Raw genomic sequence first — 23,351 nt, 5'->3', positions numbered from 1 at the left:
CTTCACAGGCCCGACTCCGAGGTTCGCACCATGATCACTCCACACTCCTCGTGCCGTAACACCTCGTTCGGCGGGGCCGACCTGATGTGGCTCATCTCCTGGGTGTCCAGTTCCAGCCGGCAGGCGCCGCACCGCCGAACGCGCAGTAGCGCCGCCCCGATCCCGTGGCGTTTGCGGCCGGCCTCGTACAGCGCCAGCAGGTCGGCGGGCAGTGAGGCGACGATCGGCTCGCGGTCGCGGCGGCGGCCGGCCTCGGTGGTGTCCAGGTCGCCGGCGGAGGAGTCGCGGCGGGCGGAGGCGTCGGCCAGGGTCTGCTCGGCGGCGGTCAGCTCGACCCGCGCCGCGTCCAGGTTGGTCTGGATCGCCTCGCGCTGCTCCATGACCTCGAGCAGCTCGTCCTCCAGGTTGCCCTGCCGCCGCGCCAGCGTCTCCAGCTCGTGCTGCAGGTCGCTGGCCTGCTTGGCGGACACCCCGGCGCTGGCCAGCATCTTCTTGTCCCGGTCCGCCCTGCTGCGTACGCCGTCGACGTCACGTTCCAGGCGCTGGATGTCGCGGTCCAGGTCACCGCCGGAGGTCTCGGCGGCCACCACGGCGTCCTTGCGCTGCCGGACGGAACTCTCCGCCTCGGCGATCTCGGCCAGCTCCGGCATCGAACGGCGGCGGTGGTCGATCCGGTTCAGCTCGGCGTCCACCTCGGCCAGCTGGAGCAACCGCTGCTGTACCGCGGGTTCGGCGTTCACTGCTCGGTCCTTTCTGGCGGACTTTCCGGCGAGCGGGCGCCCACGGTCCACGGGTCGGTGCGCTGCCACGAGACGTGAGCGTCGACCGTACCCCGCAGCGCGGACCGGATCACCGCCGCGGCCTGCTCGCACCACGGGTGTTCGGATGCCCAGTGCGCCACGTCCACCAGTGCCGGGGTGGGCCGTCCCGGCAGTGTGCCGGCGAGCAGGTGCTCACCGGCCGGGTGGTGGCGCAGGTCGGCGGTCAGGTAGACGTCCACACCGGCGGCGGTGGCGGCGCCCAGCGCGGAGTCCCCGGCGCCACCGCACACGGCGACCCGCTGGACCGGCCGCCCGGGGTCACCGGCAGCGCGCACCCCCCATGCGGTGGCCGGCAGGGCGGCGGCGGCACGCTCGGTGAACGCGGCGAGGGTCTCAGGTTCGGCCAGCTCCCCGATCCTGCCGAGGCCACGCCGACCCGGTATCTCGGCCAGCTCGAACAGGTCGAACGCCGGCTCCTCGTACGGGTGCGCGGCACGCAGCGCCTCGATCACACCGCGCCGGCGGGCCCGGGGCAGCACCAGTTCGAGCCTGGTCTCCGCGACCCGTTCCAGCTCGCCGACCTGCCCGATCGCCGGCCGCGCGCCGTCGTGCGGCAGGAACTGCCCGGTGCCCTCGGTGCTCCACGCGCAGTGGCTGTAGTCGCCGATCTGCCCGGCGCCGGCCTCGGCGAGCGCGTCCAGCACCCGGGCCGCCGGGCCGCCGACCGGGACGAAGGTGACGATCTTGTCCAGTGGTTCCCCGGCGCGCGGCTCGAGCGGGCCGGTGACCGTGACACCCAATGCGCCGGCCAGCGCATCGGACACCCCGGGGTCGGCGGAGTCCGCATTGGTGTGCGCGGTGAACAGGCCCGCGCCGGCCCGGATCAGCCGGTGCACCAGCTGGCCCTTCGGGTGGTCGGCCGGTACCCCGTGCACCCCGCGCAGCAGCAGCGGATGGTGCGTGAGGAGTAGCTGGGCGCCGACGTCGAGGGCTTCCTGGACGGTCTCCGGCACCGGGTCGACGGCGACGAGCACCCTGGTCACCGGTTCGTCCGGGTCGCCACAGACCAGCCCGACGGCGTCCCACGACTCGGCGAGCGCCGGCGGGTACGCGGCCTGCAGCGCGTCGACCACGTCCCGTAGCCGCGCGCCGCTCACGATCTTGCTCCCTGACCCACGCCGGCACCGTAGTCCGCCCCGGGCCGCGCATCCGGGAGCACCGCCGACACCGCCTCGGCCAGCGCCGCCACCAGTGCGCCGGCCACGGCGGGCGGTCGGACCGCGACCCGTAGATGATCATCGGTCAGGCCCGGGAACGTGTCGCACCGGCGCACCGCGATGCCAGCGGCGCGCAGCGTGGCCCGCACCTCGGGCCCCTGCGGCACCCGCAGCAGCAGGAACGGCCCGGCCGCCGGCTGCTGCACGTGCACACCGGGCACCTCCCCCAGCGCGTCGACGAGCCAACGCCGGTCCGCGACGAGTACCTCGGCGGCGCGCTCGGCCTCCGCGACCGCGGCCGGCTGGCAGCAGGCCCGCACCGCCTCCAGCCCCAGTGCACCCACCGGCCACGGCGGCCGTCCCGCGCCCAACCGGGCCAGCAGGCCGGGCTCGCCGAGCGCGTAACCGGCGCGCAGCCCGGGCAGCGCCCAGGTCTTGGTCAGGCTGCGCAGCACCAGCAGCCCCGGCGTTCCCGAGTCGCCGGCGTCGCCGCCGTCGCCGGCGTCGCCCGCGTCGCTGCCGTCGCCCGCGTCGCTGGCGTCGCTGGCCAGGGACTCGGGCTCGCCCGGCACCGCGTCGGCGAACGCCTCGTCCACCACCAGCACCCGACCCGGCCGGGCCAGCGCCCGCACCACCTCGGCCGGGTGCAGCACCGACGTGGGGTTGGTCGGGTTGCCGAGCACCACCAGGTCGGCGGCCGCCGGCACCGCGTCGGGGCGCAGCCGGTGCCCGTCGGCCTCATCGGTGAGCACCCGGTGCACCTCGATGCCGGCGGTCCGCAGCGCGACCTCCGGCTCGGTGAACCCGGGGTGCACGACAGCGGCCAACCTCGGCCGCAGCGCGGGCAGCAGGGCGAACCCCTCGGCCGCCCCGGACAGCACCAGCACCTCGTCCGGGCGGCGGCGGTGCCGGGCGGCCACGGCCTCCCGCGCGGCCAGGTCGTCGGCGGCGGAGGGGTAGCGGCCGAGCCGGTCCAGCGTGGCCACCAGCCGGTCCCGCAACCAGGCGGGCGGCCCGTCACCCCGGACGTTCACCGCGAAGTCCAGCAGGCCGGGCGCGGCGTCGACGTCCCCGTGGTGGCGCAGATCCATGCCACTCACGTTAGGTGGCCGCCGATACCGCCTTGACCGTGCCCGGCCGGACTGGGCAGGCTGGCGGCCATGGACCCCCGCCGCGCCGAGCTGCTCGCACGGCCGCTGTACGGCGAGTGCGACGACCGGGGCGACGCGGACTGGTGAGCGGCCCGGCTCACGCCGGCGCCCCGTCCTCGTCACTCCTGGAAGGTCCATCCCATGTCCTCGCCCGACCCGGCGTCCCCCGCCGTCCCCACTCACGCGGTGCCCACTCACGCCGTGCCCGCCGTACCCGCCGCCCCGGAGATGGTCGCGTTCGTCGCCGCCCTGCCGAAGGTCGAACTGCACCTGCACCTGGTCGGCTCGGCGTCGCTGGACACCGTGCTCGCCCTGGCCCGCCGGCACGCCGGCCGGGGGGTGCCGACCGAGCTCGGCGCGCTGCGCGAGTTCTACGCGTTCACCGACTTCCCGCATTTCCTGGAGGTCTACCGACGGGTGAACCTGCTGGTCAACACGGGTGCCGATGTCATTACCCTGCTCGGCGGGCTTGCCGCCGAGCTCGCCGCGCGCACCGTCCGGTATGCCGAGGTGCAGGTCACCCCGGTGCGCAACCGGATGGCCGGCATCAGCTACGACGACCTCGCGCAGGCGCTGGTCGACGGCCGCGCACTCGCCCGGCGGCGGCACGGCGTCGAGCTCGGCTGGGTGTTCGACGCGGACGCGGCACTCGGCCCGGACGGCGCCGAACAGACCGTGGACTTCGCACTCGGCCACCGCCCGGAGGGCACCGTGGGCATCGGGCTGGGCGGGGCGGAGGTCGGTGTCCGGCGGGCCGACTTCGCGCCCGCGTTCCGCCGCGCCCGCGACGCCGGGCTGCACAGCGTGCCGCACGCCGGTGAGACGGTCGGTCCCGGCGAGGTGTGGTCCGCGATCACCGAGCTGGGCGCCGAGCGGGTCGGGCACGGCATCGGCTCGGCCGCCGACCCCCGGCTGCTCGAGGAGCTGGCCAGCCGCGGCATCACGCTGGAGGTCTGCCCGACCTCGAACCTGCGCACCGCGGCGGTGGCGTCGCTCGCCGAGCATCCGCTGCCGACGCTGCTCGCCGCCGGAGTGCCGGTGACCCTGGCCACCGACGACCCCGGCATGTTCCACACCGACCTGAACACCGAGTACCTGCGCTGCCACCAGCTGTTCGGCCTCGGCCGCGCCGAGCTGGCCGACATCGCCAGGACCGGGGCCTGTGCGGCGTTCTGCGCCGACGACCTGCGCACCCGGATCCTCACCGAGATCGACCAGCTGCAACCGGCCTAGCGGGCCGCGTTGTTACCGAGGTTGTTACCGAGCTGCACACCAGGCACGTTTCCGGCCCGCGCGACCTGCCCCCTGTGCAGCTCGGTAACCACAGGCTCGGCGCGGGCGCTCCTGTTAACCACAGGCTCGGCGCGGGCGCTTCGGCATGCATCGGGCCGGTAGCGGGTATCTGGGAGCGCAGGGCCGCGGTCGGCGGGGTCGGGCACGCACAACCGGGTCACGTCCCGTGATCCGGCGAGTGACCAGGGCCTCCGAATCCAGTGGCGCAGCGGCTTGCGCTCGGCTCTGACCGGGTGTTCACTAGAATTCGAACACGTTCAAAACAACGGTCAACAGGTTTACCTCGACGGGGAGTGACCCCATGAACACAGCTCTCGTCAGCTATTTCGTCCTGCTCATCGCAGGCGCCGGCTTGACCGTGGCGGTCGGAGCGATCCTCCGACGCAGCGGGCAGGCCATGTTGGAAGAGGTCTACCCGGGACCGCGTGCCGCCGGCCTGGTCCGGCTGGTCGTCGTCGGGTTCTACCTGGTGGCGCTCGGCGTACTGGCCGTGATCTCCACGGTCGACGTACCGGTGGAGGGCGTGGCGCAGGCGATCGTGACCAAGCTCGGCGTGGTACTGCTGATCCTGGGAGCGGTGTACGGGATCACCCTGATGGTGCTCGGCCGACTCCGGGACGCACGCCGGGTCGCGGAGCTGGACGAGGAGTTCAACGCCGCGATGCGCGCCAAGTCGTGACCGCGCCGGCCTCCGGTCCCGCCTCGGACCCGACTGATCCGGAGCGGGACCCCAACCCGGCGGCCACCACCGCACGCACCCCCAAATCGGAACGGACCAGGGAGCAGATCGTGGCGGCCGCGCTGCGGCTGTTCCGGGAGCAGGGCTACCAGGGCACCACGATGCGGGCGGTGGCAGCCAGCGCCGGAGTGTCGGTGGGCAACGCCTACTACTACTTCTCCTCCAAGGAGGAGCTGATCCAGGGCTTCTATGACCAGATGGTGACCGACCAGACGGCCGCCTGCGTCGAGGTGTTCGCCACCAGTACCAACTTCGCCGCCCGGCTGCGCGGTGCCCTGCTGGCCTGGCTGGCCGCCGCCGAGCCGTACCACGAGTTCGCCGGTCGGTTCTTCGCCACCGCGGCACAGCCGGACAACCCGCTGTCCCCGTTCAGCCGAGCATCCTCACCGGCCCGGGACGGCTCCATCGCGCTCTACCGGGAACTCATCGACGGCTCCTCGGTGACGGTCGGCGCCGAGCTCTCCGCCACGCTGCCCGAGCTGCTCTGGCTCTACCAGCTCGGCGTGGTTCTTTACTGGGTCCACGACACCTCCCCCGGCAACACCCGCACCCGGGTGCTCATCGAGCACACCGTCCCGATGATCAGCCGACTCGTCCGACTGTCCAGCCTGCCGATGTTCCGCCCGCTGTCCCGCCAGACCGCCGAGCTGGTCGACCTGCTGCGCGGCACACACGCCAGCCAGGTCGACGGGCCGCGCGCCGGCTGACGCGCGTTCGCCGACGCCGCACCGGGCGGCGTGATCAGCACGCCGCCGCGCACCCCGTCTGTACGTGGCACACCCGCCGCAGTGGGTGTGCCGTGCCCAACCCGGGTGTGCGGCGCCCAGCGGACCCGGGCGCGCTGACCAGCGGAGCCGGTGTGCGACTTGCGGCGCTCGGTGATCATCAGTACCTCAGGGCGGTTCCGAGCCCGCGAAACAGCCCTCAGGTACTGATGATCATGAGAAACGTCGGGGCGCGCCGCTACGCAGCGGTCAGGACTCGTCCGGGCGGGCCGGGGGGCGGGTGCGCTCGAGCGCCGGCCAGCCGGTGTCACGCTCGTGCGCCTCGGCCTCGACCCGGCCGCCGCCGCGCAGCCCGAACAGCCGCTTGGCGAACAGCAGGTAGGCCAACACCGCCAGGTTGATGATCAGCGCGAGCACCTTGGTCACGGTGATCTTGCCGGTCAGCTCGTAGAGCTCCGGGATGAGCAGCAGCGCGGTGGCCACGAAGGTGAGGTACTCGGCCCACCGCTTGCCCAGCCACAGCCCGATCGCCTCGACGCCCTCCAGCACCGCGTAGCCGGCCAGCGCCAGCCCGACCAGGTACAGGGTGGACGACTTGGCCGCGAAGGCCCGGTTGAGCTCGCGGATGATGCCGCCGCCGCGGAACCCGTCCGGCCCGCCGAGCGCGCCCTGGATCGCCTCCAGCACCTTGTAGAACGTGTCGCTGTACGCCGCCCGCTTGGCGATGAACAGGAACACCACCACGGCCAGCGCGCCGAGCGCGAGGAAGTGCACCACCCGGTCCAGTGCGATCAGCCGCAGCACGTACCGGTCGCGCAACGGCCGGCCACGCAGCGGGAGCTCGATCTCGGACCGGTCCGCCAGGTACTCGCGGCTCGGTTGGGCCGGCGGCGCCAGTGGGATCCACGAGTCGCACCGCAGGCAGCGGTGCCAGCGCAGTCCGTCGCCCGGTTCCCGCAGGATCAGGTCGTCCTCCGGGCGCACCCGCTCCACGTCGGTACCCAGCAGCTCGTGGCCGCGCAGCCCGCAGCCAATCAGCTCGTAGTGGAGCTTCGGCCGCCAGCTGGTCGTGTGCACAACGCCGGGCGGGGCCACCCCGGGTGGAGTTACGGCGGGCGGAGTCTGGGCAGGCGGAGCCACAGCGGGAGTCTCCGCCAGCTCATTGTCCGAGGCCACAGGCGGAGGATAGTGGTCACGCCGCAGATCCCGGTCAGCGATCTCAGCTTCGACCCCTTGGGAACGCGTTCTCCACAGCATCATCGCAGGCAGCGGACGGCTTCCTTGACCTCCCTTGGCCTGACACCTACGGTGTTGGAAAGCGCTTCCCAGCGCTATCGGACTACGGGTGAGGAGCTCATGGAGCGACGGCGGATCGGCATCGCGATGAACGGCGTCACCGGGCGGATGGGCTACAACCAGCACCTGGTCCGATCGATCCTGGCGATCCGGGAGCAGGGTGGGCTGGCCACCCCGTCCGGCGAGGTGATCTGGCCGGAGCCGGTGCTGGTCGGGCGCAACGAGGACAAACTGCGCTCGATCGCCGAGCGGCACGGCCTCAACAGGTACACCACCAGCCTGGACGAGGCGCTCGCCGAGCCGGACGTGGAGATCTACTTCGACGCGCAGTCCACCCAGCTGCACGACAAGGCGATCACGAAGGCGATCGAGGCCGGCAAGCACATCTACGCCGAGAAGCCGCTGGCCGAGCAGCTGGACGTGGCGCTGCACCTGGCCACCGCCGCCCGCGATGCCGGCGTGCGCACCGGCATCGTCGCGGACAAGCTGTTCCTGCCCGGGCTGCGCAAGCTCAAGCGGCTGCTGGACGGCGGTTTCTTCGGCCGGGTGCTCTCGGTGCGCGGCGAGTTCGGCTACTGGGTCTTCGAGGGCGACTGGCAGGAGGCGCAGCGGCCGTCCTGGAACTACCGCGTGGAGGACGGCGGCGGCGTCACCCTCGACATGTTCTGCCACTGGGACTACGTGATGCACAACCTGTTCGGCCGGGTGGCCTCGGTGTCCGCGCTGAACGCGGTGCACATCCCGGAGCGGGTGGACGAGTCCGGCGCGCGCTACACCTCCACGGCCGACGACGCCGCCTACGGCATCTTCGAGCTGGACGGCGCCGACGGCCGGGTCATCGCGCAGATCAACTCGTCCTGGGCGGTCCGGGTGTTCCGCGACGAGCTGGTCGAGTTCCAGGTCGACGGTACCGAGGGCAGCGCCGTCGCCGGGCTGCGCCGCTGCCGCGTGCAGCACCGCTCGATGACGCCGAAGCCGGTGTGGAACCCGGACGTCGCCAACCCGCTCGACTTCCGCGCGCAGTGGGCCGAGGTGCCGGACAACGAGACGTTCGACAACGGCTTCAAGACGCAGTGGGAGCAGTTCCTCCGGCACGTGGTGCACGGCGACCCCTGGAGCTACGACTTCCTCTCGGCCGCCCGGGGTGTGCAGCTGGCCGAGCTGGGCCTCCGCTCCGCCGCCGACGGCGTCCGGCTCACCGTGCCCGAGCTGGCCCTGCCGTGACCGGCACTGCGACCGGCACCGTGACCAGCACCGAGGGCGGGGCCTCGGCTGGACCCGAGCTGGTGCTGCCCGGGGCGGACGGCCAGCTGGCGCCGTACCGGATGCTCGCCCAGCCGCTGCCGGACGCCGCCGGCCCGCCGGCGAGCTCCCGGGTCGCCTACGCCGCCGCCCACGTGGTCGCCGACCCGCTGGCGGACAACACCCCCGGCCGGCCGGCCCGGCTGGACTGGGACGCCACGCTGGAGTTCCGGCACCACCTGTGGCGGCACGGGCTCGGCGTGGCCGACGCGATGGACACCGCGCAGCGCGGCATGGGCCTGGACTGGGCGGCCACCGCCGAGCTCGTCCGCCGCTCGGCGACCGAGGCGGCCACGGTCGGGGGCGCCCTGGTCTGCGGCGCCGGCACCGACCAGCTGCCGCCCGGCGAGCACGACCTGGCCGCCGTGCTGCACGCCTACGAGCAGCAGCTCGAGGTGCTGGAGGACGCCGGCGCCGGGGTGGTGCTGATGGCCAGCCGGGCACTGGCCGCGAGCGCCGCCGGCCCGGCCGACTACGCAGAGGTCTACGGCGCGCTGCTGGAACAGGTCCGCCGGCCGGTGCTGCTGCACTGGCTCGGGCCGATGTTCGACCCCGCACTCACCGGCTACTGGGGCAGCCCCGACCTGGACCTGGCCACCGACGCATTCCTGCAGATCATCGCCGCGCACCCGGACAAGGTGGACGGAGTCAAGGTGTCGCTGCTGGACGCCGACCGGGAGGTCGCGCTGCGCCGCCGGCTGCCCGAGGGGGTGCGCTGCTACACCGGCGACGACTTCCACTACCCGGAGCTGATCCTGGGCGACGGGCACGGGTACAGCGACGCCCTGCTCGGCGTGTTCGACCCGATCGCGGCCGCCGCCTCGGCGGCACTGGCCGCGCTGGACGCCGGCGACGAGGACGGCTACCGGCGGATCTTCGCGCCGACCGTGCCGCTGGCCCGGCTGGTATTCGCCGAGCCGACCTTCCACTACAAGACCGGGATCGTGTTCCTGGCCTGGCTGGCCGGGCACCAGACGCACTTCAGCATGGTCTCCGGCATGCAGAGCGCCCGGTCGCTGCCGCACCTCGGCCAGCTGTTCGTGCTTGCCGACCGGGCCGGGCTGCTGCCCGACCCCGACCTGGCGGCCGCCCGGATGCGCGCGCTGCTCGCGGTCGCCGGGCTGTGAGAACTGAGCGGTAGGACCGGGCCGCAAGACCGGGCTGTGACCCCGACTCCAACGCGGGAGGATCGAGATGAGCACGACCGGGGACGAGACGATCAGGGCTGGGGACAACAGGGCAGGAGACAATAGGGCAGGGGACAATAGGGCTGGGGACAATAGGGCGACAGACAACACGGTGGCCCGGCTGGAACGGCTGCCGTTCGGCCGGGTCCACCTGCGGGTCGCGGGACTGCTGGGCGTCGGCACCTTCTTCGACGCGTTCGACTCGCTGGTCATCGCGACCGTGCTGACCGTGGTGATCTCGACGTTCCACGTCGGCTTCGGCAGCGCCGGGCTGCTGATCAGCGCCGCGTACGTGGGCCAGTTCGTCGGCGCGCTGACCCTGGGCGTGGTGGCCGAGCGGCACGGCCGGCGGATGGCGTTCATCCTCTCGCTCGCCACGTTCGGCGTGCTCAGCCTGGTCGCCGCGCTGGCCTGGAACTTCGAGTCGCTGCTGGTGCTGCGGCTGCTGCAGGGCATCGGGCTGGGCGCCGAGGTGCCGATCGCCGGCGCGCTGTTCAACGAGTTCGTCCGGGGGCGCAGCCGGGGCCGGGCGGTGATGATCTACGAGAGCATCTTCAGCTGGGGCATCCTGCTGGCACCGCTGATCGGGCTGCTGTTCTTCAGCCTGTTCGGCCAGGAGCTGGGCTGGCGGCTGCTGTTCGTGTTCGGCGCGCTGCCGGTCGCGGTGTCCGTGGTCGCCTACTCCAAGCTGCCCGAGTCGCCGCGCTGGCTGGCCGAGCGGGGCCGGGGCGCCGAGGCTGCCCGGTTGCTGGACGAGATGGAGGCCGACGCGACCGCCCGGGGAACGGTGCTGGAGCAGCCCCAGGTCACGGTGGCGGCAACGGTCAAACCGACCCGGTTCGGCGAGCTGTTCAGCCCGTACTACCGGCGGCGCACCGCGCTGTCCTGGGTGACCTGGTTCTGCGGGTATTTCATCCTGTACGGGTTCTCCACCTGGCTACCGACGCTGTACGTGCGGCTCGGCGGGCTGGCCACCGGCAGCGCGCTCTGGCTGACGGTGCTGGTCAGCGCGTGCTACCTGGTCGAGATCTACGTGTTCGCGCTGACCGTGGACCGGGTCGGCCGCAAGCCGTGGTTCGTCGCCGGCTTCGCCCTCGCCGTGGTCGGCGCGGCGTTCGGGGCGGTGGCCATCCTGCTCGGCGCGACCGCATGGCCGGTGCTGTTCGTCGCCGGGCTGCTGATGGGCCTCGGCATCACCCCGGTGACCGCCGGGCTCTACCTGTACACCCCGGAGCTGTACCCGACCCGGATGCGCGCCTGGGCCACCGCGACCGGCAGCAGCCTGAACCGGGTGGCCAGCGCGATCGGGCCGATCCTGGTCGGCGCGCTGCTCGGCGCCGGCCTCGGGCTGCCCAGCGTGTTCGCGGCCTTCGGCGTGGTCGCCCTGGTCGGCATGCTCGTGATGGCCTGGCTCGGCATCGAGACCAAACAACGGGTACTGGAGGAGCTGGCGGAATGACCTCGAGCATCGGCACGACCATGCGCACGACGCTGGTCGGCAGCTACCCGCTGCCGGCGTGGCTGCGGGCCGCACCGTCCCGGGAGGGCGTGCTCGACGCGACCAGCGTGGTGCTCGCCCTGCAGCAGCGGTTGGGCATCGAGTTGCTGACCGACGGCGAGCTGTCCCGGTTCGACGTCAACCACCCCGAGACCAACGGCATGATCGAGTACTTCGTCCGGCCGCTGGGCGGGGTGCGCTCGGCGGTGACCCGCACGGACGTGGCCCGGTTCGCCGCGCAGCCACATATGGGTTTCCGGGCCAGGCCGGCCGGCGTGGTCACCGGCGAGCTGGACGAGGGCACCCTGGACCTGGTCGGCGCGTACCGCACGGCTCGCGAGCTGGCTCCCGGCCCGCTCAAGTTCACCGTGACCAGCCCGTACATGCTGGCCCGCACCCTGCTCGACGAGCACTACGGGGACCTGCGCGCGCTGGCGCTGGCCATCGCCGAGGTGCTCGCGGGGCAGGTCAGGGAGATCGACGCCGACGTGCTGCAGGTCGACGAGGCCAACGTGCCCGGCCGGCCCGAGGACGCCGAGCTGGCCGCCGAAGTGATCAACACGGTGCTGGCGGCGGCGCCCGGCGCACCGGCCGTGCACCTGTGCTTCGGCAACTACAGCGGGCAGCGGGTGCAGCGCGGCCGGATGCACGAGCTGTACCCGTTCTTCGCCGCGCTGCGCGCCGACCACGTGGTGTTGGAGGCGGCCCGGCACGACACCGAGGACCTCAAGATCCTCGGCGAGCTGGACAACCTGCGCTTCGGCATCGGCGTGATCGACGTGAAGGACACCCAGGTGGAGACCGCCGACCAGGTGGCCGCGCGGATCGAGCGGGCGGTGTCGTGGCTGGGCTCCCCGGAGCGGATCGCGTATGTACATCCGGACTGCGGCTTCTGGGTGCTGCCGCGCGCGGTGGCCGACGGCAAGATCGCCGCCCTGGTCGCCGGCCGGGACCGCTACCTGGGGCACTGACCCCCGGACCCGCCGCGGCGGGCCGGCCGGGCTGGCCGGGCTGGCCGGGCCGGCCGGGCTGGCCGGGCTGGCCGGGCTGGCCGGGCTGGCCGGGCTCTGGTTACCGAACTGCACAGGAGGCAGGTTCTCGGCGCGGGCAACCTGCCTCCTGTGCAGCTCGGTCACTACAGGCAGGTGGCCCAACGGGCGAAGAGAGCCTTCCGGGGGCCTGTTCGAGCGCCTACCGTGGCTGCTGGTCCTCGTCGCAGTGGGTCGGAGTCGCCATGGTCAGCCCGATGCTCCGTCCGTCGTCCAGCTACGACGAGCTGTGGCGACAGGTCGACTACGCCTCCCTGGAGATCCCGAAGCAGTTCAACCTCGGGGTGGCCTGCGCGGACCGGCACGACCCGGCCGCCCGCGCGCTGACCGTGGTGGGCCGGGACCGCTCCAGCACCGAATACACCTTCGGCGAGGTCACCGAGCTGTCCAACCGGCTGGCGAACGCCCTGCGTGAGCTGGGCATCGGGCGCGGCGACATCGTCGCGGTGGTCAACCCGCAGTCGCTCGAGACCGGGGTGAGCTACCTCGCGCTGTTCCGGATGGGCGCGGTGGCGCTGCCGCTGTCCGCCCTGTTCGGCCCGGACGCGCTGCGGTTCCGGCTGCTCGACGCGGGCGCCAAGGCGGTGATCGTCTCAGCGGCCAACGCGCCGAAGGTGCGCGAGGCGCTGGCGGACACCGAGGCCGTGCCGCTGCTGGTCATCGACGGGGAGCCGGCCGGCGCGCTGGAACGGTCCTTCGCCGAGGCGCTGGCCGGCGCGTCGCCCGAGTTCAGCCCGGTGGACACCGACGCCGAGGACCCGGCGTTCCTGATCTACACCTCGGGCACCACCGGCGACCCGAAGGGCGCGCTGCACGCACATCGTGTGGTGTTCGGGCACATCGTCACGTTCGAGATGGTCTACGAGTTCTACCCGAAACCGGAGGACGTGCTCTGGTCCCCGGCGGACTGGGCGTGGATCGCCGGGATCATGGACATCCTGGTGCCGGCGTGGTTCTACGGGCTGCCGGTGGTGGTCGACCTGGGCGGCGCCTTCGAAGCCGAGCGGGCGGTCTGGTTGATGCGCGAGTTCCGGGTGACGCTCACGCTGCTGCCGGCCACCGCGCTGCGGATGATCCGGGCGTCCGGGCTGCCCGGCGGCGGCTTCGCCTACCGGGCGATCTGCTCCGGTGGCGAGGCGCTCGGCGCGGACCTGCTGGCCTGGAGCGAGGAGTTCTTCGGCGCCACCGTGAACGAGGGCTACGGCCAGACCGAGCTCAACGCGTGCATCGGCAACTGCGCCTCGGTGTACCCGGTCAAGCCCGGCTCGCTGGGGCGGCCGGCGCCCGGGACGGTGGCCGCGGTGCTGGACGACGACGGCAACCCGGTGCTGGACACGGTCGGCGAGCTGGCCGTGGACCGCCGCCACCCGAACACCATGCTGGAGTACTGGCGCAACCCGGCGGCCACCGAGGAGAAGTTCCTCGGTGACTGGCTGCTGACCGGTGACCTCGCGGTGCAGGACCGGGACGGCTACATCTGGTTCCAGTCCCGCAAGGACGACGTGATCAACTCGGCCGGCTACCGGATCGGGCCCGGCGAGATCGAGTCCAGCCTCGGCGCGCACCCCTCGGTGGCCATGGCCGCGGTGATCGGGGTGCCGGACGAGCGGCGCGGGCAGGTGCCGAAGGCGTTCGTGGTGGCGCGCGACGGCGTCGACGTCACCGGGGAGCGCGGCTCGGCGCTGGCCGACGAGCTGCGCGAGCACGTGCGGTCCCGGCTGGCGCCGCACGAGGTGCCCCGGGAGGTCGTCTTCCTGGCCGAGCTGCCCAGAACCACGACCGGGAAGATCATGCGCCGCGCCCTGCGGGAGGGTTGAGTGTGAACGCCGAGGCGGCTGTCAGTGGCGGTCAGCCGCCGGCCGACCGGTACGGCGAGGACATGCTCGCGCACACCGTGCCGACCGAGGCACGCCGGCACCTGCTGCTGCAGCGGCTGCTCGACCCGGAGACCAAGCGGATCCTGACCGGGCTGCGCATCCGGCCGCACTGGCGTTGCCTCGAGCTCGGCGCCGGCATCGGGACGGTCGCGCGCTGGCTGGGCGAGCAGTGCCCGGACGGGCGGGTGGTGGCCACCGACGTCGACGTCGGCCCGCTCAGGAGCGCGGCCGGACCCCGGGTCGAGGTGCTGCGCCACGACGTCACCACCGAAGGCTTCCCGACCGGCTCGTTCGACCTGATCCACACCCGGATGCTGCTGTTCAACCTGCCGGCCAGGGACGCGGTGCTGACCAGGGCGGCGGACTGGCTGGCCCCGGGCGGCTGGCTGGTGGTCGAGGAGCCGGACGCGTTCCCGATCGACTCCTCGCCATACCCGGCGTTCCGCCGGGCCGTGCAGGCCGGCGAGGAGCTGGTGGCCCGGTCGCACGGCGCGGCGACCCGCTGGGCCCGTGGCCTGCCCGAGTACCTGCGCGCCGCCGGGCTCGTCGACCTCGGCCTGTCGGTGAAGATCCAGCATGCCGGCAACGGCGCGGGCGGCAACGAGTTCTGGCGGGTGCTGCTGACCCAGTTCGGACCGGGGCTGCTCGACGCGGGGCTGCTCACCGAGACCGAGCTGGCCGCCGCGCTCGCCCTGTTCGACGACCCGGGATTCGTCGACGCCGCGCACGCCACCGTGTCCGCCTGGGGCCGCCGCCGGCCGACGTTCGCCGACGGCACCCGGCACCGCGCTCGGTCGGCGGGTGGTCAGTCAGCGGGGCGGTAGACGGGGCCGCGCTCCAGCACCCGCTCCAGCAGGCCCTCGGCGAGATACTCCGGGAAGTCCGCGACCCGCACCGGTACCGGCTGCTGGCCCGTGTAGCCGATCAGCTCGCGGACCTCGGGGTGCGCGTAGTAGCCGCCGGCGACGGCCTCCAGCAATGCGGCGTGCGCGGCGGGGTCCAGCCCGGGCAGCGTGGTCAGCGCCTCCGCCGGACTCATGCCGCCGGTCAGCGCGTACGCCCGGGTGAGGTGGCGGAGCAGGTCGGGGCGGGCGTCGAGCACCAGGTCGAGTTGGGCATCGGCGGCACCGAGCTGACCGGCCGCCGGCATGCCGTCCTCGGCGGGGATCAGCGCGTCGGCCAGCGGCGCGAGCCAGTCGCGCAGTTCGGTCGGCGGTTGCTCGGTCATTCCATCCCTCTCACGCCGCGGTCCGCTGGTCGCGGCGGTTGGCGATCAGGTGTTCGGTGGCCCGCAGCGCGAGCGCGACGATGGTGCTGGTCGGGTTCACCGCGCCGGAGGTGGGGAACACGCTGCCGTCCAGTACGCACACGTTCGGCACGTCGTGCAGCCTGCCGTGCGGGTCGGTCACCGAGGTGGCCGGGTCGGTGCCCATCCGGGCGGTGCCGAGCAGGTGCCAGCCGGAGTAGCGCATCAGCGACTCGTACTCCGTGCGGTAGGCGCCGGCCTCGACGAGCGACTCGGTGGCCCTGGCGATGTTGAAGTCCAGCAGCGCCCGGGAGTTCTCGCCGACCCGGTAGCGGATCCGCGGCGCCGGAATGCCCGAGCAGTCGGTCAGGCCGGGCGCGATCTCGACCCTGTTGTCCTCGTCCGGCAGGTCCTCGCCGAAGATCGCCCAGCTCACCGTGTGCCCCAGGTGCTCGCGCACGTGCCGGTGATGGCCCGGCCCCCAGGTGGAGCTGCCGGCCCGGGTGGGCAGCGCCGAGGTGAGCGGCCCGCCGGTCGGTGCCAGGCTCCACTTGGCGCCCCGGCTGAATCCGCGCGAGGTGTCGGTCTCGTAGAACTGGTAGCTGACGATCTTGGCGCCGACGTGGCCGACATAGCTGTCCACCCGGTCTTCGAAGTAGCCGAGCACGTTGGCGAACGGGTGCACCATCAGCCGCCGGCCGACCAGCCCGGTCGAGTTGCCGAGGCCGTCCGGGAACCGGGGCGAGGCCGAGTTGAGCAGCAGCCGCGCGGTGCCGATCGCGTTCGCCGCGAGCAGCACCACGTCAGCGCCGATCACCTGCCAGCGCCCCTCGGCGTCGACGTACTCGGCGCCGGTGGCCAGCCCGGCGGCGTTGGTCAGAATGCGGGACACCCGCGCGCCGGTGCGCAGCTGGGCGCCGGCCTCGATCGCCGCCGGCCAGTGCGTCACGTCGGTCGACGCCTTCGCGCCCTCCGGGCAGCCCTGCATGCAGGCGCCGTACTGCGCGCAGGCGTTGCGGCCCTGGTAGGGCGCGGACAGCACGGCATTCGGCGCGGGCCACCAGTGCCAGCCCAGCCGGTCGTGCGCGCGGGCCACCCGCAGGCCGCCCGCCCCGATCGGCAACGGTGGCAGCGGCGGGTCGGCCCCTTCCGGCAGCGCCGGGTTGCCGCCGAGGCCGGCCACCCCGAAGGCCCGGTCGGTGCGCTCGTAGAACGGGGCGAGCTCCCGGTAGCTCAGCGGCCAGTCGTCGCCCACCCCGTCCAGCGAGCGGGTGCGGAAGTCCGAGGGCAGCAGCCGGGGCCAGTCGGCTGCGTAGAGGATCATGCTGCCGCCGACCCCGGCGTACATCAGGGCGGCTACGTCCGAGGCGCTGTCCTCCACCGGGTAGTCCTCGGCGAGCCCGCGGACGTTGGGGCTGCCCGACCAGCGTCGCCGGGCTTCCAGCTCGTAGGTCGGGCGGGCCGCCGGATAGCTGTCCCGGTCCGGCCAGTGGCCCTGCTCCAGGCAGACCACCCGGAAGCCGGCCTCGGCCAGCCGCCCGGCCGCCACGCCTCCGGACGCACCGGCCCCGACGATCAACACCTCGGTGTGTTCCATGCCCCGTACCGACCTCCATTGGTGGAAATCGCTTTCCGGATCACACCCTAGGAGGGCATAGAATCGGGCGCAAGCCATTCATCGCCCCGTCGCCCTGCTCCCAGCGTGTACTGCCTGGATCACGGTAGAGCCGCGCTGTCCAGGCCGGGTACGGTGGGCGCAGGCGCACGCCAGCTCCGCGAAGTCTGCTGGACAGCGCTCTCCGGTATTGTCGACCCACCCGAGGTGACCGTGGCTACCGAGCTCGATGTCCCGTCCGGCCAACCGGCCGCCATTCCGACGCCGGCTCCGGGCGATCCCAGGCTGGCCAAGCTCTCGCTCAACCAGGCCACGACCAAGCACTGGGGGCTGGCCGACGCGGTCGACGGGTGCGCGCGGGCCGGCATCCCGGCGATCGGGCTGTGGCGCGAGCAGGTCGCCGAGGTCGGGGTGGCCAGGGCCGCCAAGCTGGTCGCCGACGCCGGGCCGCGGGTGTCGTCGCTGTGCCGGGGCGGCTTCCTGACCGCCCTGGACCCCGCCGGCCAGCGCGCCGCGCTCGAGGACAACCGACGCGCGGTGGACGAGGCGGCCGAGCTGGGCACCGACACCCTGGTGATGGTGGTCGGCGGCCTGCCGCCTGGTTCCCGGGACCTGGCCGGTGCCCGGCAGCTGGTGGCGGACCGGTTCGGCGAGCTGGCACCGCACGCGGAGGCGGCCGGCGTCCGGCTGGCCCTGGAGCCACTGCACCCGATGTACTGCGCCGACCGGGCGGTGCTGAGCACCCTGGACCAGGCGCTCGAGCTGGCCGCGCCCTTCCCGGCGTCGGTGGTCGGTGTGGTGGTGGATGCGTTCCACGTCTGGTGGGACCCTCGGCTGCTGCCGGCGATCGCCGCGGCGGCGGGCCGGATCGCGTCCTTCCAGGTGTGCGACTGGGTGCTGCCGCTGCCGTCCGACGCACTGCTGGCGCGCGGCATGATGGGCGACGGGTTCATCGACTTCCGGGTGCTGCGGGAGGCCGTCGAGGCGGCCGGGTACTCGGGTGCCACCGAGGTGGAGATCTTCAACGCCGACGTGTGGGCCGCCCCGGGCGACGAGGTCATCGCCACCGTCGCCCGCCGCTACGTCACCGAGGTCCTCCCAGATCAGCTCTCGTGAGTGGCTGGGATCATCCAGTCGGCTGGGCGGCGCCCGCTGACACGGGAGGCCACCCGTCGCGAATTGGCCACTGACGCGGGCGCACCCGCTCCCTACTGTTCTGTTCCATGCAGGTCGCCATCGTGACGTTCGACGGGTTCAACGAGCTCGACAGCTTCATTGCCTCCGCACTGATCAATCGGGCGCGCGGCGCCGGGCTGAGGGCGTACATCACCACGCCCACCACGGCCGTGACGTCCATGAACGGCGTCGAGGTCGTCGGCCAGCGCCCGCTGGAGTTCATCGCGGAGGCGGACGTGGTGCTCGTCGGCAGCGGCATCCGGACCCGCGACGTGGTCGCCGACCCCGCCCTGCTCGACGCACTCCCGCTCGACCCGACACGCCAGCTGATCGGCTCCCAGTGCTCGGGGGCGCTGGTGCTGGCAAAGCTCGGCCTGCTGGGGTCGATGCCGGTGTGCACCGACACGACGAGCCGCCCGTTCGTCGAGGACTGCGGCGTCACGGTGCTCGACGCGCCGTTCCATGCCGAGGGGCCCATCGCCACGGCGGGCGGCTGCCTTGCGTCGCAGTACCTCGCTGCCTGGACGATCAGCCGGACGCTCGGCGACGCCGCGGCGCGGGCAGCCATCGACTACGTGGCGCCGGTCGGTGAGAAGGACGAGACGGTCCGGCGCGTGATGGCGACCATCAGCGCCGCGGCGCCCGCCTGCACTGACGCCGAGGGCCAGCGGCGCGTCGACTCAGGATGCCGCGACGCCGCGCGGCAGCGCTCAGGAGCCCTGACGGGGCGGAGCGGTGCTGCCGCGGGACACCACTTCGGCCTTGACCCGCAGGGTGCGCGGCGGGCGGCCGGGGTCGTCGAGCAGCAGTCGCATCGCCCGCTCCCCCATCTCCTCCAGCGGCAGCCGCACCGTGGTGAGCGTCGGGCTGACGTCCAGTGCGGCCGGGATGTCGTCGAAGCCGACCACCGAGATCTCCTCCGGCACCCGCCGGCCCAGTTCGTCGCGCAGCGCCGCCATCACGCCGACCGCGGTCGGGTCGTTGAGCGCGAACACCGCCGTGACCTCGGGCATCCGCCGTGCGAGCTCGATCATGCCGGCGTAACCGCCGTCCCTGGTGAAGTCGCCGGCGACGATCGCGTGCTCGGGCAGCTCGACGCCGGCCGCGCGCAGGGTGTCCCGAAATCCGTCCAGCCGGTGCGCCACGGTGGTCAGCTCCGGCGGCCCGCCGACGACGCCGATCCGCCGGTGCCCCAGCGCGAGCAGCAACTTGGCGGCCTGCTCGGCGCCCCGGCGGTTCTCCGGCAGCACGGTGTCGAACGGGATCGAGTGCTCGCCGATGCAGGCCACCCGGCCACCGCCGGCGGCGAACGCGGCGATCTCCTCGTGCAGCCGCTCGGTGATCGACGTGGCGGTGAACCCGCTGCCGACCAGGAGCACCCCCCTCGCCCGGTGCGCACGCAACCGGGAGACGTAGTCGATCTCGCGCTCCGGGTCGCGGAAGGTGCTGGCCATCATGGTGAGCAGGTCGTGCTCGGCGGCGACCCGCATCGCGCCGGCCGCGATCGCCGAGAAGTACGGGTCGTCGACCGCGTGCACGATCAGCCCGACCACCGTGGAGGTGGACCTGGCCAACGCCTGGGCCGGCGCGTTCGACACGTAGCGCAGCACCTTGGCGGCGCGGTGCACCCGGTCGGCGAGCTCGGAGCCGACCACCCGGGAGCTGCCGTTGAGCACCCGGGAGGCGGTCGCCCGGGATACGCCAGCGCTGTCCGCCACGTCCTGCAGCGTGACCAACCCGCCCGGCCCGGTGACGACGGGACGGTCAACTCTTGACTTGCTCGCTGGCATCCACCCAGCTTAATAGGCGGAGAGCGTGTTCCAAGAGTGAGCGATCTGGATTCACCCATCTCATGGGCATGAGTCTGAACACGGTAAACGCCCTAAACAGGCGACCGAAGCCCTGAACGCGATTGCCCATCGAGAGCCCAACTGCAGGCGCCGCGCGCCGCCCGGAGGTGCGGCCATTCCTGGAGTACGACCTGGGCACGCCGCGCGGTGTGTCAGAACGCTCTCGGCCGCCTACGCGCTCCGGACAGGACACAACGCCGCCCGTTCCGCTGAGGGTGACCCTAAGTCACCGGCAGCGCGGCCCAGTGTCGCCCCTGGCGCGAACTGGCGCGTCCCTTGTCACCGAGACCAACGTCAGTCCGGCACTTTTCGATCAGAACCAGACTCACGTCGACCTCGACGCAGCCCCACCCATAGGTCAGCAGCCTGATTCAATCGGCCGGTCACCGACTGTGACCCCGGGCGCTCCTCAACTCGTGCACCACCAGTGTCCTGAGTCGGAAGTTCTCTGCACCGACTTCGGCGCCCAGACGACTTCGGCACAGGACCTCCGACTCAGGACACTAGGTCGCGAACCCGGGCCCCGGTTCCGGGGTGACGTTGTGCGCGGTGATCTCCTCGCCGCAGTGCCGGCAGGCCAGGAACGCCTCGGCGGGCTCACCGCAGCTGTGGTGGCGCAGCACGATCGGCGGCCCGGCAGGACCGGCCAGGTAACTGTCGCCCCAGCGCATCAGCACCACGATCGCGGGGTAGAGGTCCTGCCCGGCGCGGGTCAGCCGGTACTCGTGGCGGTCCGGGTCGGTGGCGTAGCGCACCCGGTCCAGCAGCCCGGCCTCGACCAGGGTGCGCAGCCGGGCGGACAGCGTGGGTCGGGGGATGGACAGGTTGCGGGCCAGCTGCCCGTAGCGGCGCACGCCGAAGAACGCCTCCCGCAGGATCAGCAGCGTCCACTTCTCCCCGACCAGGTCCAGCGCGCGCCCCACCGACTCCCCGTCGAACCGATGCCGGAGCTCGTCCCCGACGGTCATCGCGGCACTCTCGTCGCCGGCCGTCACCGCGCCGGCTCCGCGCCAACTACGCCAGCACCCAGTACGCCCGCGCCCGGCGCACCTGACGGGCCCGCGCCCGTGCCCGGCACGCCAGCACCCAGTACGCCCGGCGCACCTGACGCGCCCGTGCCCACCAGCGGGGACAGCGCGGCGAGCAGGTTGGCGCCGGCCGGGTCCGCCGCGGTCGCCGGCACCACACCGACGTGGTCGGCGCCGGCCCGGTGGTAGGCCGCGATCCGGTCGGCGATCCGGGACGCGGGGCCGAGCAGCCCCACGGCGTCGAACAGCTCGGCCGGGATCTGCCCGGCCAGCTCCGAGCGCGGCGCACCGGCCCTGGCCCGCGCCACCAACTCGCCGTGGCCCAGCTCGGTGAACATCTCACCGTAGCCGGGTGGGGCCAGGTAGACCGTGAGTTGCCCGGCCAGCTGGCGCAGCGTGGCCGCGTCCAGCTCGAGCGCGGCGGGCACCCAGACCGCGAGCCGCGGCGCCGGGCGGCCGACCGCGCCGGCGAACGCGTCGACCTGGGCGCGCACCCTGGCCACCTGCTCCGGCGTCACCATGTTCAGCACGACCTGGTCGGCCTCCTCGGCGGCCACCCTGGTCATCGCCGGCCCGAACGCGGCCACCGTGACCGGCGTGTCGGGCACCGGGGCGCGCAGCCGGAAGCCGTGCGCGCGCACCTGGCTCCCGTCGAAATCGGCGCGCTGACCTGCCAGGACGGGCCGCAGCGCACGGACGAACTCACGCATCCGGGTCGCCGGCGCGGCAAACGGCCGGTCGTGCCAGCCGGTCACGATGGCCGGGCTGGACGCGCCGAGCGCGATGTCCACCGCCCGGCCGGTCAGCGTGGCCCCGGTCAGCGTCGCCACCGAGGACAGCCCGAGCGCGACCGCGACCGGGCCGCGCACCCCGGCGGCCAGCGGGCCGATCCGCAGCGGGATCCGCTCGGTGGCCAGGCCGACCGCGGTGGCCAGTGCGAAGGCGTCGAAGGTGGCCATCTCGCCGATCCACAGGGTCGCGAACCCGTGCCGGTCCGCCTGGACCGCGATGTCCACCGCCTCGGTGTCCGGGCGGTCCAGCCAGAACGGCGTGACCACACCGACCTCGGCGGAGCCCGAGGCGCCGCCGGAGGGCCCGGCGGTGGAAGGCCCGCTCACAGCTGCTCGGTCCGCGCCGGCAGGCCGAGCAGCAGCCGCCCGAGCAGCTCGTAGGTCGCCGGGTTGACCTGGAAGTGCGCGGTCGCGGTGTGCGCATCCCGGAACCGGCGCTGCAGCGGCGAGCTCTGGTAGATGGCCGAGCCGCCGCCCAGGTCGTACATCGAGGCGACCACCTCGGCCGAGGTCCGGGTGGCGTGGGTGGCGGCCAGCCGTAGCGCCACCCGCGCGGCCTCCGACACCGGCCCGGGCGCCGGTTCGGACGCCGGTTCGGGCGCCGCTTCGGGCACCGGTTCGGACGCCGAGGCCTCCCGCCAGGCGTCTTCCACCGCCCCGTAGAGGAACCCCCGGGCGGCCCGCAGCGACGCCTCGGCGGCGGCCACCCCGGCCTGCACCTGGGACCGCTCGGCGAGCGTGCGACTGGAGCCGAGGGTGCGCTTGCCACCGGCCAGCTCGACCAGCTCGTCGACCGCGCCCCGGGCATTGCCCAGTGCGGCGACCGCGATGGACAGCGCGAAGAACCCGAACACCGGGAACCGGTACAGCGGGTCGGCCCCGGCCGGCGGCCCGTCCAGCACGGACAGGATGCGGTGCTCCGGCACGAAAACGTCGGTCGCGACGCTGTCGTGGCTGCCGGTGCCGCGCAGCCCGGAGGTGTGCCAGGTGTCCAGAACGCGCAGCTCAGCGGTGGGGATCGCGAGCACCCGCAGAGTCGGTTGTTGCGCCGAGGCAGCGGGCGGCGCGAGCACGCAGCCGGCGAACAGCCAGTCGGAGTGCGAGATCGCGCTGCAGAACGGCCACTGGCCGGACACGACCACCCCGCCGTCGACCGGCCGCGCCGCACCCCGGGGCGCCCACACCCCGGCGGCCACCGAGCGCGGGTCGCCGAACACCTCGGTGGCGCCCTTCTCCGGCAGGTAGGCGGACAGCAGGCTGCTGGTGGCGTTGATCGACACGCACCAGCCGGCCGAGGCATCCCCCCTGGCCACCGTCTCGGCGCCGCGCAGGATCACCCCGGGCGAGGGCCGCCGGCCACCGAACCGCGGCAACACCGCGGGCCGCAGCAGCCCCGCCTCGCGCAGCGTGCCGACCAGCTCCGGGGGCAGTGAGCGCCGTTCCTCGGTGACCTCGGCGAGCGAGCGGGCCAGCGCCGAGGCCTGCTCCGCCGCCCGGTCGAGGTCGGCGAACTCCACGTCGGCGTCGAGTGTCTCCATGGCGACGGGGCC

Annotated in this window: 21 protein-coding genes; 10 read left to right on the top strand and 11 right to left on the bottom strand. The window is 73.3% G+C overall.

The window, feature by feature from the left end; all coding sequences use genetic code 11:
* Positions 1 to 2: 2 nt before the first annotated feature.
* Genes ACTXG6_RS21010 through cobC form a run of 3 tightly spaced genes read right to left on the bottom strand, consistent with a single transcriptional unit; the run spans position 3 to position 3,267 of the window.
* Positions 3 to 740: a zinc ribbon domain-containing protein gene (locus tag ACTXG6_RS21010; RefSeq protein WP_445189500.1), complete on the bottom strand. Its 738-nt coding sequence runs from the start codon at positions 738 to 740 to the stop codon at positions 3 to 5.
* The gene (locus tag ACTXG6_RS21005) at positions 737 to 1,918 is read right to left on the bottom strand and encodes a Nif3-like dinuclear metal center hexameric protein (protein WP_445189499.1); all 1,182 of its coding nucleotides are present in this window, start codon (positions 1,916 to 1,918) and stop codon (positions 737 to 739) included. The genes ACTXG6_RS21010 and ACTXG6_RS21005 overlap by 4 nt, the downstream gene beginning before the upstream one ends.
* Positions 1,915 to 3,267 carry an Rv2231c family pyridoxal phosphate-dependent protein CobC gene (gene cobC, locus ACTXG6_RS21000; protein WP_445189498.1) on the bottom strand — a complete coding sequence of 451 codons (1,353 nt, stop codon included), beginning with the start codon at positions 3,265 to 3,267 and terminating at the stop codon, positions 1,915 to 1,917. Before cobC ends, ACTXG6_RS21005 begins: the two co-directional genes overlap by 4 nt.
* A 3-nt stretch (positions 3,268 to 3,270) precedes the next feature.
* On the opposite strand from cobC, the gene add reads away from it, so the two are divergent.
* The 3 genes from add to ACTXG6_RS20985 all read left to right on the top strand — a co-directional run bounded on the left by add (position 3,271) and on the right by ACTXG6_RS20985 (position 5,868).
* Positions 3,271 to 4,362, top strand: a complete 1,092-nt coding sequence (gene add, locus ACTXG6_RS20995) for an adenosine deaminase (protein WP_445189497.1) — start codon at positions 3,271 to 3,273, stop codon at positions 4,360 to 4,362.
* A 361-nt stretch (positions 4,363 to 4,723) separates the two neighbouring features.
* Positions 4,724 to 5,101 (top strand): hypothetical protein, encoded by a 378-nt coding sequence (locus ACTXG6_RS20990; RefSeq protein WP_445189496.1) that lies wholly within the window; start codon positions 4,724 to 4,726, stop codon positions 5,099 to 5,101.
* On the top strand, positions 5,098 to 5,868 hold the full coding sequence (locus ACTXG6_RS20985; RefSeq protein WP_445189495.1) for a TetR/AcrR family transcriptional regulator: 771 nt from the start codon (positions 5,098 to 5,100) through the stop codon (positions 5,866 to 5,868). The genes ACTXG6_RS20990 and ACTXG6_RS20985 overlap by 4 nt, the downstream gene beginning before the upstream one ends.
* A 267-nt stretch (positions 5,869 to 6,135) precedes the next feature.
* Here ACTXG6_RS20985 and ACTXG6_RS20980 read toward each other — a convergent pair whose 3' ends face one another.
* The gene (locus ACTXG6_RS20980) at positions 6,136 to 7,026 is read right to left on the bottom strand and encodes a DUF2127 domain-containing protein (protein ID WP_445189494.1); all 891 of its coding nucleotides are present in this window, start codon (positions 7,024 to 7,026) and stop codon (positions 6,136 to 6,138) included.
* A gap of 216 nt (positions 7,027 to 7,242) precedes the next feature.
* Here ACTXG6_RS20980 and ACTXG6_RS20975 point away from each other — a divergent pair, with 216 nt between their 5' ends.
* The 6 genes from ACTXG6_RS20975 to ACTXG6_RS20950 all read left to right on the top strand — a co-directional run bounded on the left by ACTXG6_RS20975 (position 7,243) and on the right by ACTXG6_RS20950 (position 14,919).
* Positions 7,243 to 8,406: a Gfo/Idh/MocA family protein gene (locus ACTXG6_RS20975; protein ID WP_445189493.1), complete on the top strand. Its 1,164-nt coding sequence runs from the start codon at positions 7,243 to 7,245 to the stop codon at positions 8,404 to 8,406.
* A 59-nt stretch (positions 8,407 to 8,465) separates the two neighbouring features.
* Positions 8,466 to 9,611: a dihydrodipicolinate synthase family protein gene (locus tag ACTXG6_RS20970; protein WP_445190063.1), complete on the top strand. Its 1,146-nt coding sequence runs from the start codon at positions 8,466 to 8,468 to the stop codon at positions 9,609 to 9,611.
* Between the two features lie 172 nt (positions 9,612 to 9,783).
* Positions 9,784 to 11,130 carry an MFS transporter gene (locus ACTXG6_RS20965; protein ID WP_445189492.1) on the top strand — a complete coding sequence of 449 codons (1,347 nt, stop codon included), beginning with the start codon at positions 9,784 to 9,786 and terminating at the stop codon, positions 11,128 to 11,130.
* Positions 11,127 to 12,140 (top strand): cobalamin-independent methionine synthase II family protein, encoded by a 1,014-nt coding sequence (locus ACTXG6_RS20960; RefSeq protein WP_445189491.1) that lies wholly within the window; start codon positions 11,127 to 11,129, stop codon positions 12,138 to 12,140. The genes ACTXG6_RS20965 and ACTXG6_RS20960 overlap by 4 nt, the downstream gene beginning before the upstream one ends.
* 275 nt (positions 12,141 to 12,415) lie before the next feature.
* The gene (locus tag ACTXG6_RS20955; RefSeq protein WP_445189490.1) at positions 12,416 to 14,035 is read left to right on the top strand and encodes an acyl-CoA synthetase; all 1,620 of its coding nucleotides are present in this window, start codon (positions 12,416 to 12,418) and stop codon (positions 14,033 to 14,035) included.
* A 2-nt stretch (positions 14,036 to 14,037) separates the two neighbouring features.
* Positions 14,038 to 14,919, top strand: a complete 882-nt coding sequence (locus ACTXG6_RS20950; RefSeq protein ID WP_445189489.1) for a class I SAM-dependent methyltransferase — start codon at positions 14,038 to 14,040, stop codon at positions 14,917 to 14,919.
* Here the strand turns inward: ACTXG6_RS20950 and ACTXG6_RS20945 are convergent.
* Both ACTXG6_RS20945 and ACTXG6_RS20940 read right to left on the bottom strand, forming a co-directional pair.
* Positions 14,901 to 15,323 (bottom strand): hypothetical protein, encoded by a 423-nt coding sequence (locus ACTXG6_RS20945; protein WP_445189488.1) that lies wholly within the window; start codon positions 15,321 to 15,323, stop codon positions 14,901 to 14,903. The two genes, ACTXG6_RS20950 and ACTXG6_RS20945, sit on opposite strands and share 19 nt — an antisense overlap.
* A 10-nt stretch (positions 15,324 to 15,333) precedes the next feature.
* Positions 15,334 to 16,938 carry a GMC family oxidoreductase gene (locus ACTXG6_RS20940; protein WP_445189487.1) on the bottom strand — a complete coding sequence of 535 codons (1,605 nt, stop codon included), beginning with the start codon at positions 16,936 to 16,938 and terminating at the stop codon, positions 15,334 to 15,336.
* Positions 16,939 to 17,241: 303 nt separating this feature from the next.
* On the opposite strand from ACTXG6_RS20940, the gene ACTXG6_RS20935 reads away from it, so the two are divergent.
* Positions 17,242 to 18,072, top strand: coding sequence for a sugar phosphate isomerase/epimerase family protein (locus tag ACTXG6_RS20935; RefSeq protein WP_445190062.1), 831 nt, complete (start codon positions 17,242 to 17,244; stop codon positions 18,070 to 18,072).
* A 10-nt stretch (positions 18,073 to 18,082) separates the two neighbouring features.
* On the opposite strand, the gene ACTXG6_RS20930 is transcribed toward ACTXG6_RS20935, so the two are convergent.
* The 5 genes from ACTXG6_RS20930 to ACTXG6_RS20910 form a co-directional block, all read right to left on the bottom strand.
* On the bottom strand, positions 18,083 to 18,700 hold the full coding sequence (locus ACTXG6_RS20930) for a hypothetical protein (RefSeq protein WP_445189486.1): 618 nt from the start codon (positions 18,698 to 18,700) through the stop codon (positions 18,083 to 18,085).
* A 142-nt stretch (positions 18,701 to 18,842) separates the two neighbouring features.
* Positions 18,843 to 19,922 carry a LacI family DNA-binding transcriptional regulator gene (locus ACTXG6_RS20925; RefSeq protein WP_445189485.1) on the bottom strand — a complete coding sequence of 360 codons (1,080 nt, stop codon included), beginning with the start codon at positions 19,920 to 19,922 and terminating at the stop codon, positions 18,843 to 18,845.
* Positions 19,923 to 20,485: 563 nt separating this feature from the next.
* A complete protein-coding gene (locus tag ACTXG6_RS20920; RefSeq protein WP_445189484.1) occupies positions 20,486 to 20,950 on the bottom strand; it encodes a winged helix-turn-helix transcriptional regulator in 465 nt (154 codons plus the stop codon).
* A 23-nt stretch (positions 20,951 to 20,973) separates the two neighbouring features.
* A complete protein-coding gene (locus tag ACTXG6_RS20915) occupies positions 20,974 to 22,128 on the bottom strand; it encodes an LLM class F420-dependent oxidoreductase (RefSeq protein ID WP_445189483.1) in 1,155 nt (384 codons plus the stop codon).
* Positions 22,125 to 23,339 (bottom strand): acyl-CoA dehydrogenase family protein, encoded by a 1,215-nt coding sequence (locus tag ACTXG6_RS20910; RefSeq protein ID WP_445189482.1) that lies wholly within the window; start codon positions 23,337 to 23,339, stop codon positions 22,125 to 22,127. Before ACTXG6_RS20910 ends, ACTXG6_RS20915 begins: the two co-directional genes overlap by 4 nt.
* Positions 23,340 to 23,351 lie beyond the last annotated feature (12 nt).

Source organism: Pseudonocardia sp. Cha107L01, from assembly GCF_052566575.1.
This window is presented reverse-complemented; position numbering and strand designations above follow the sequence as displayed.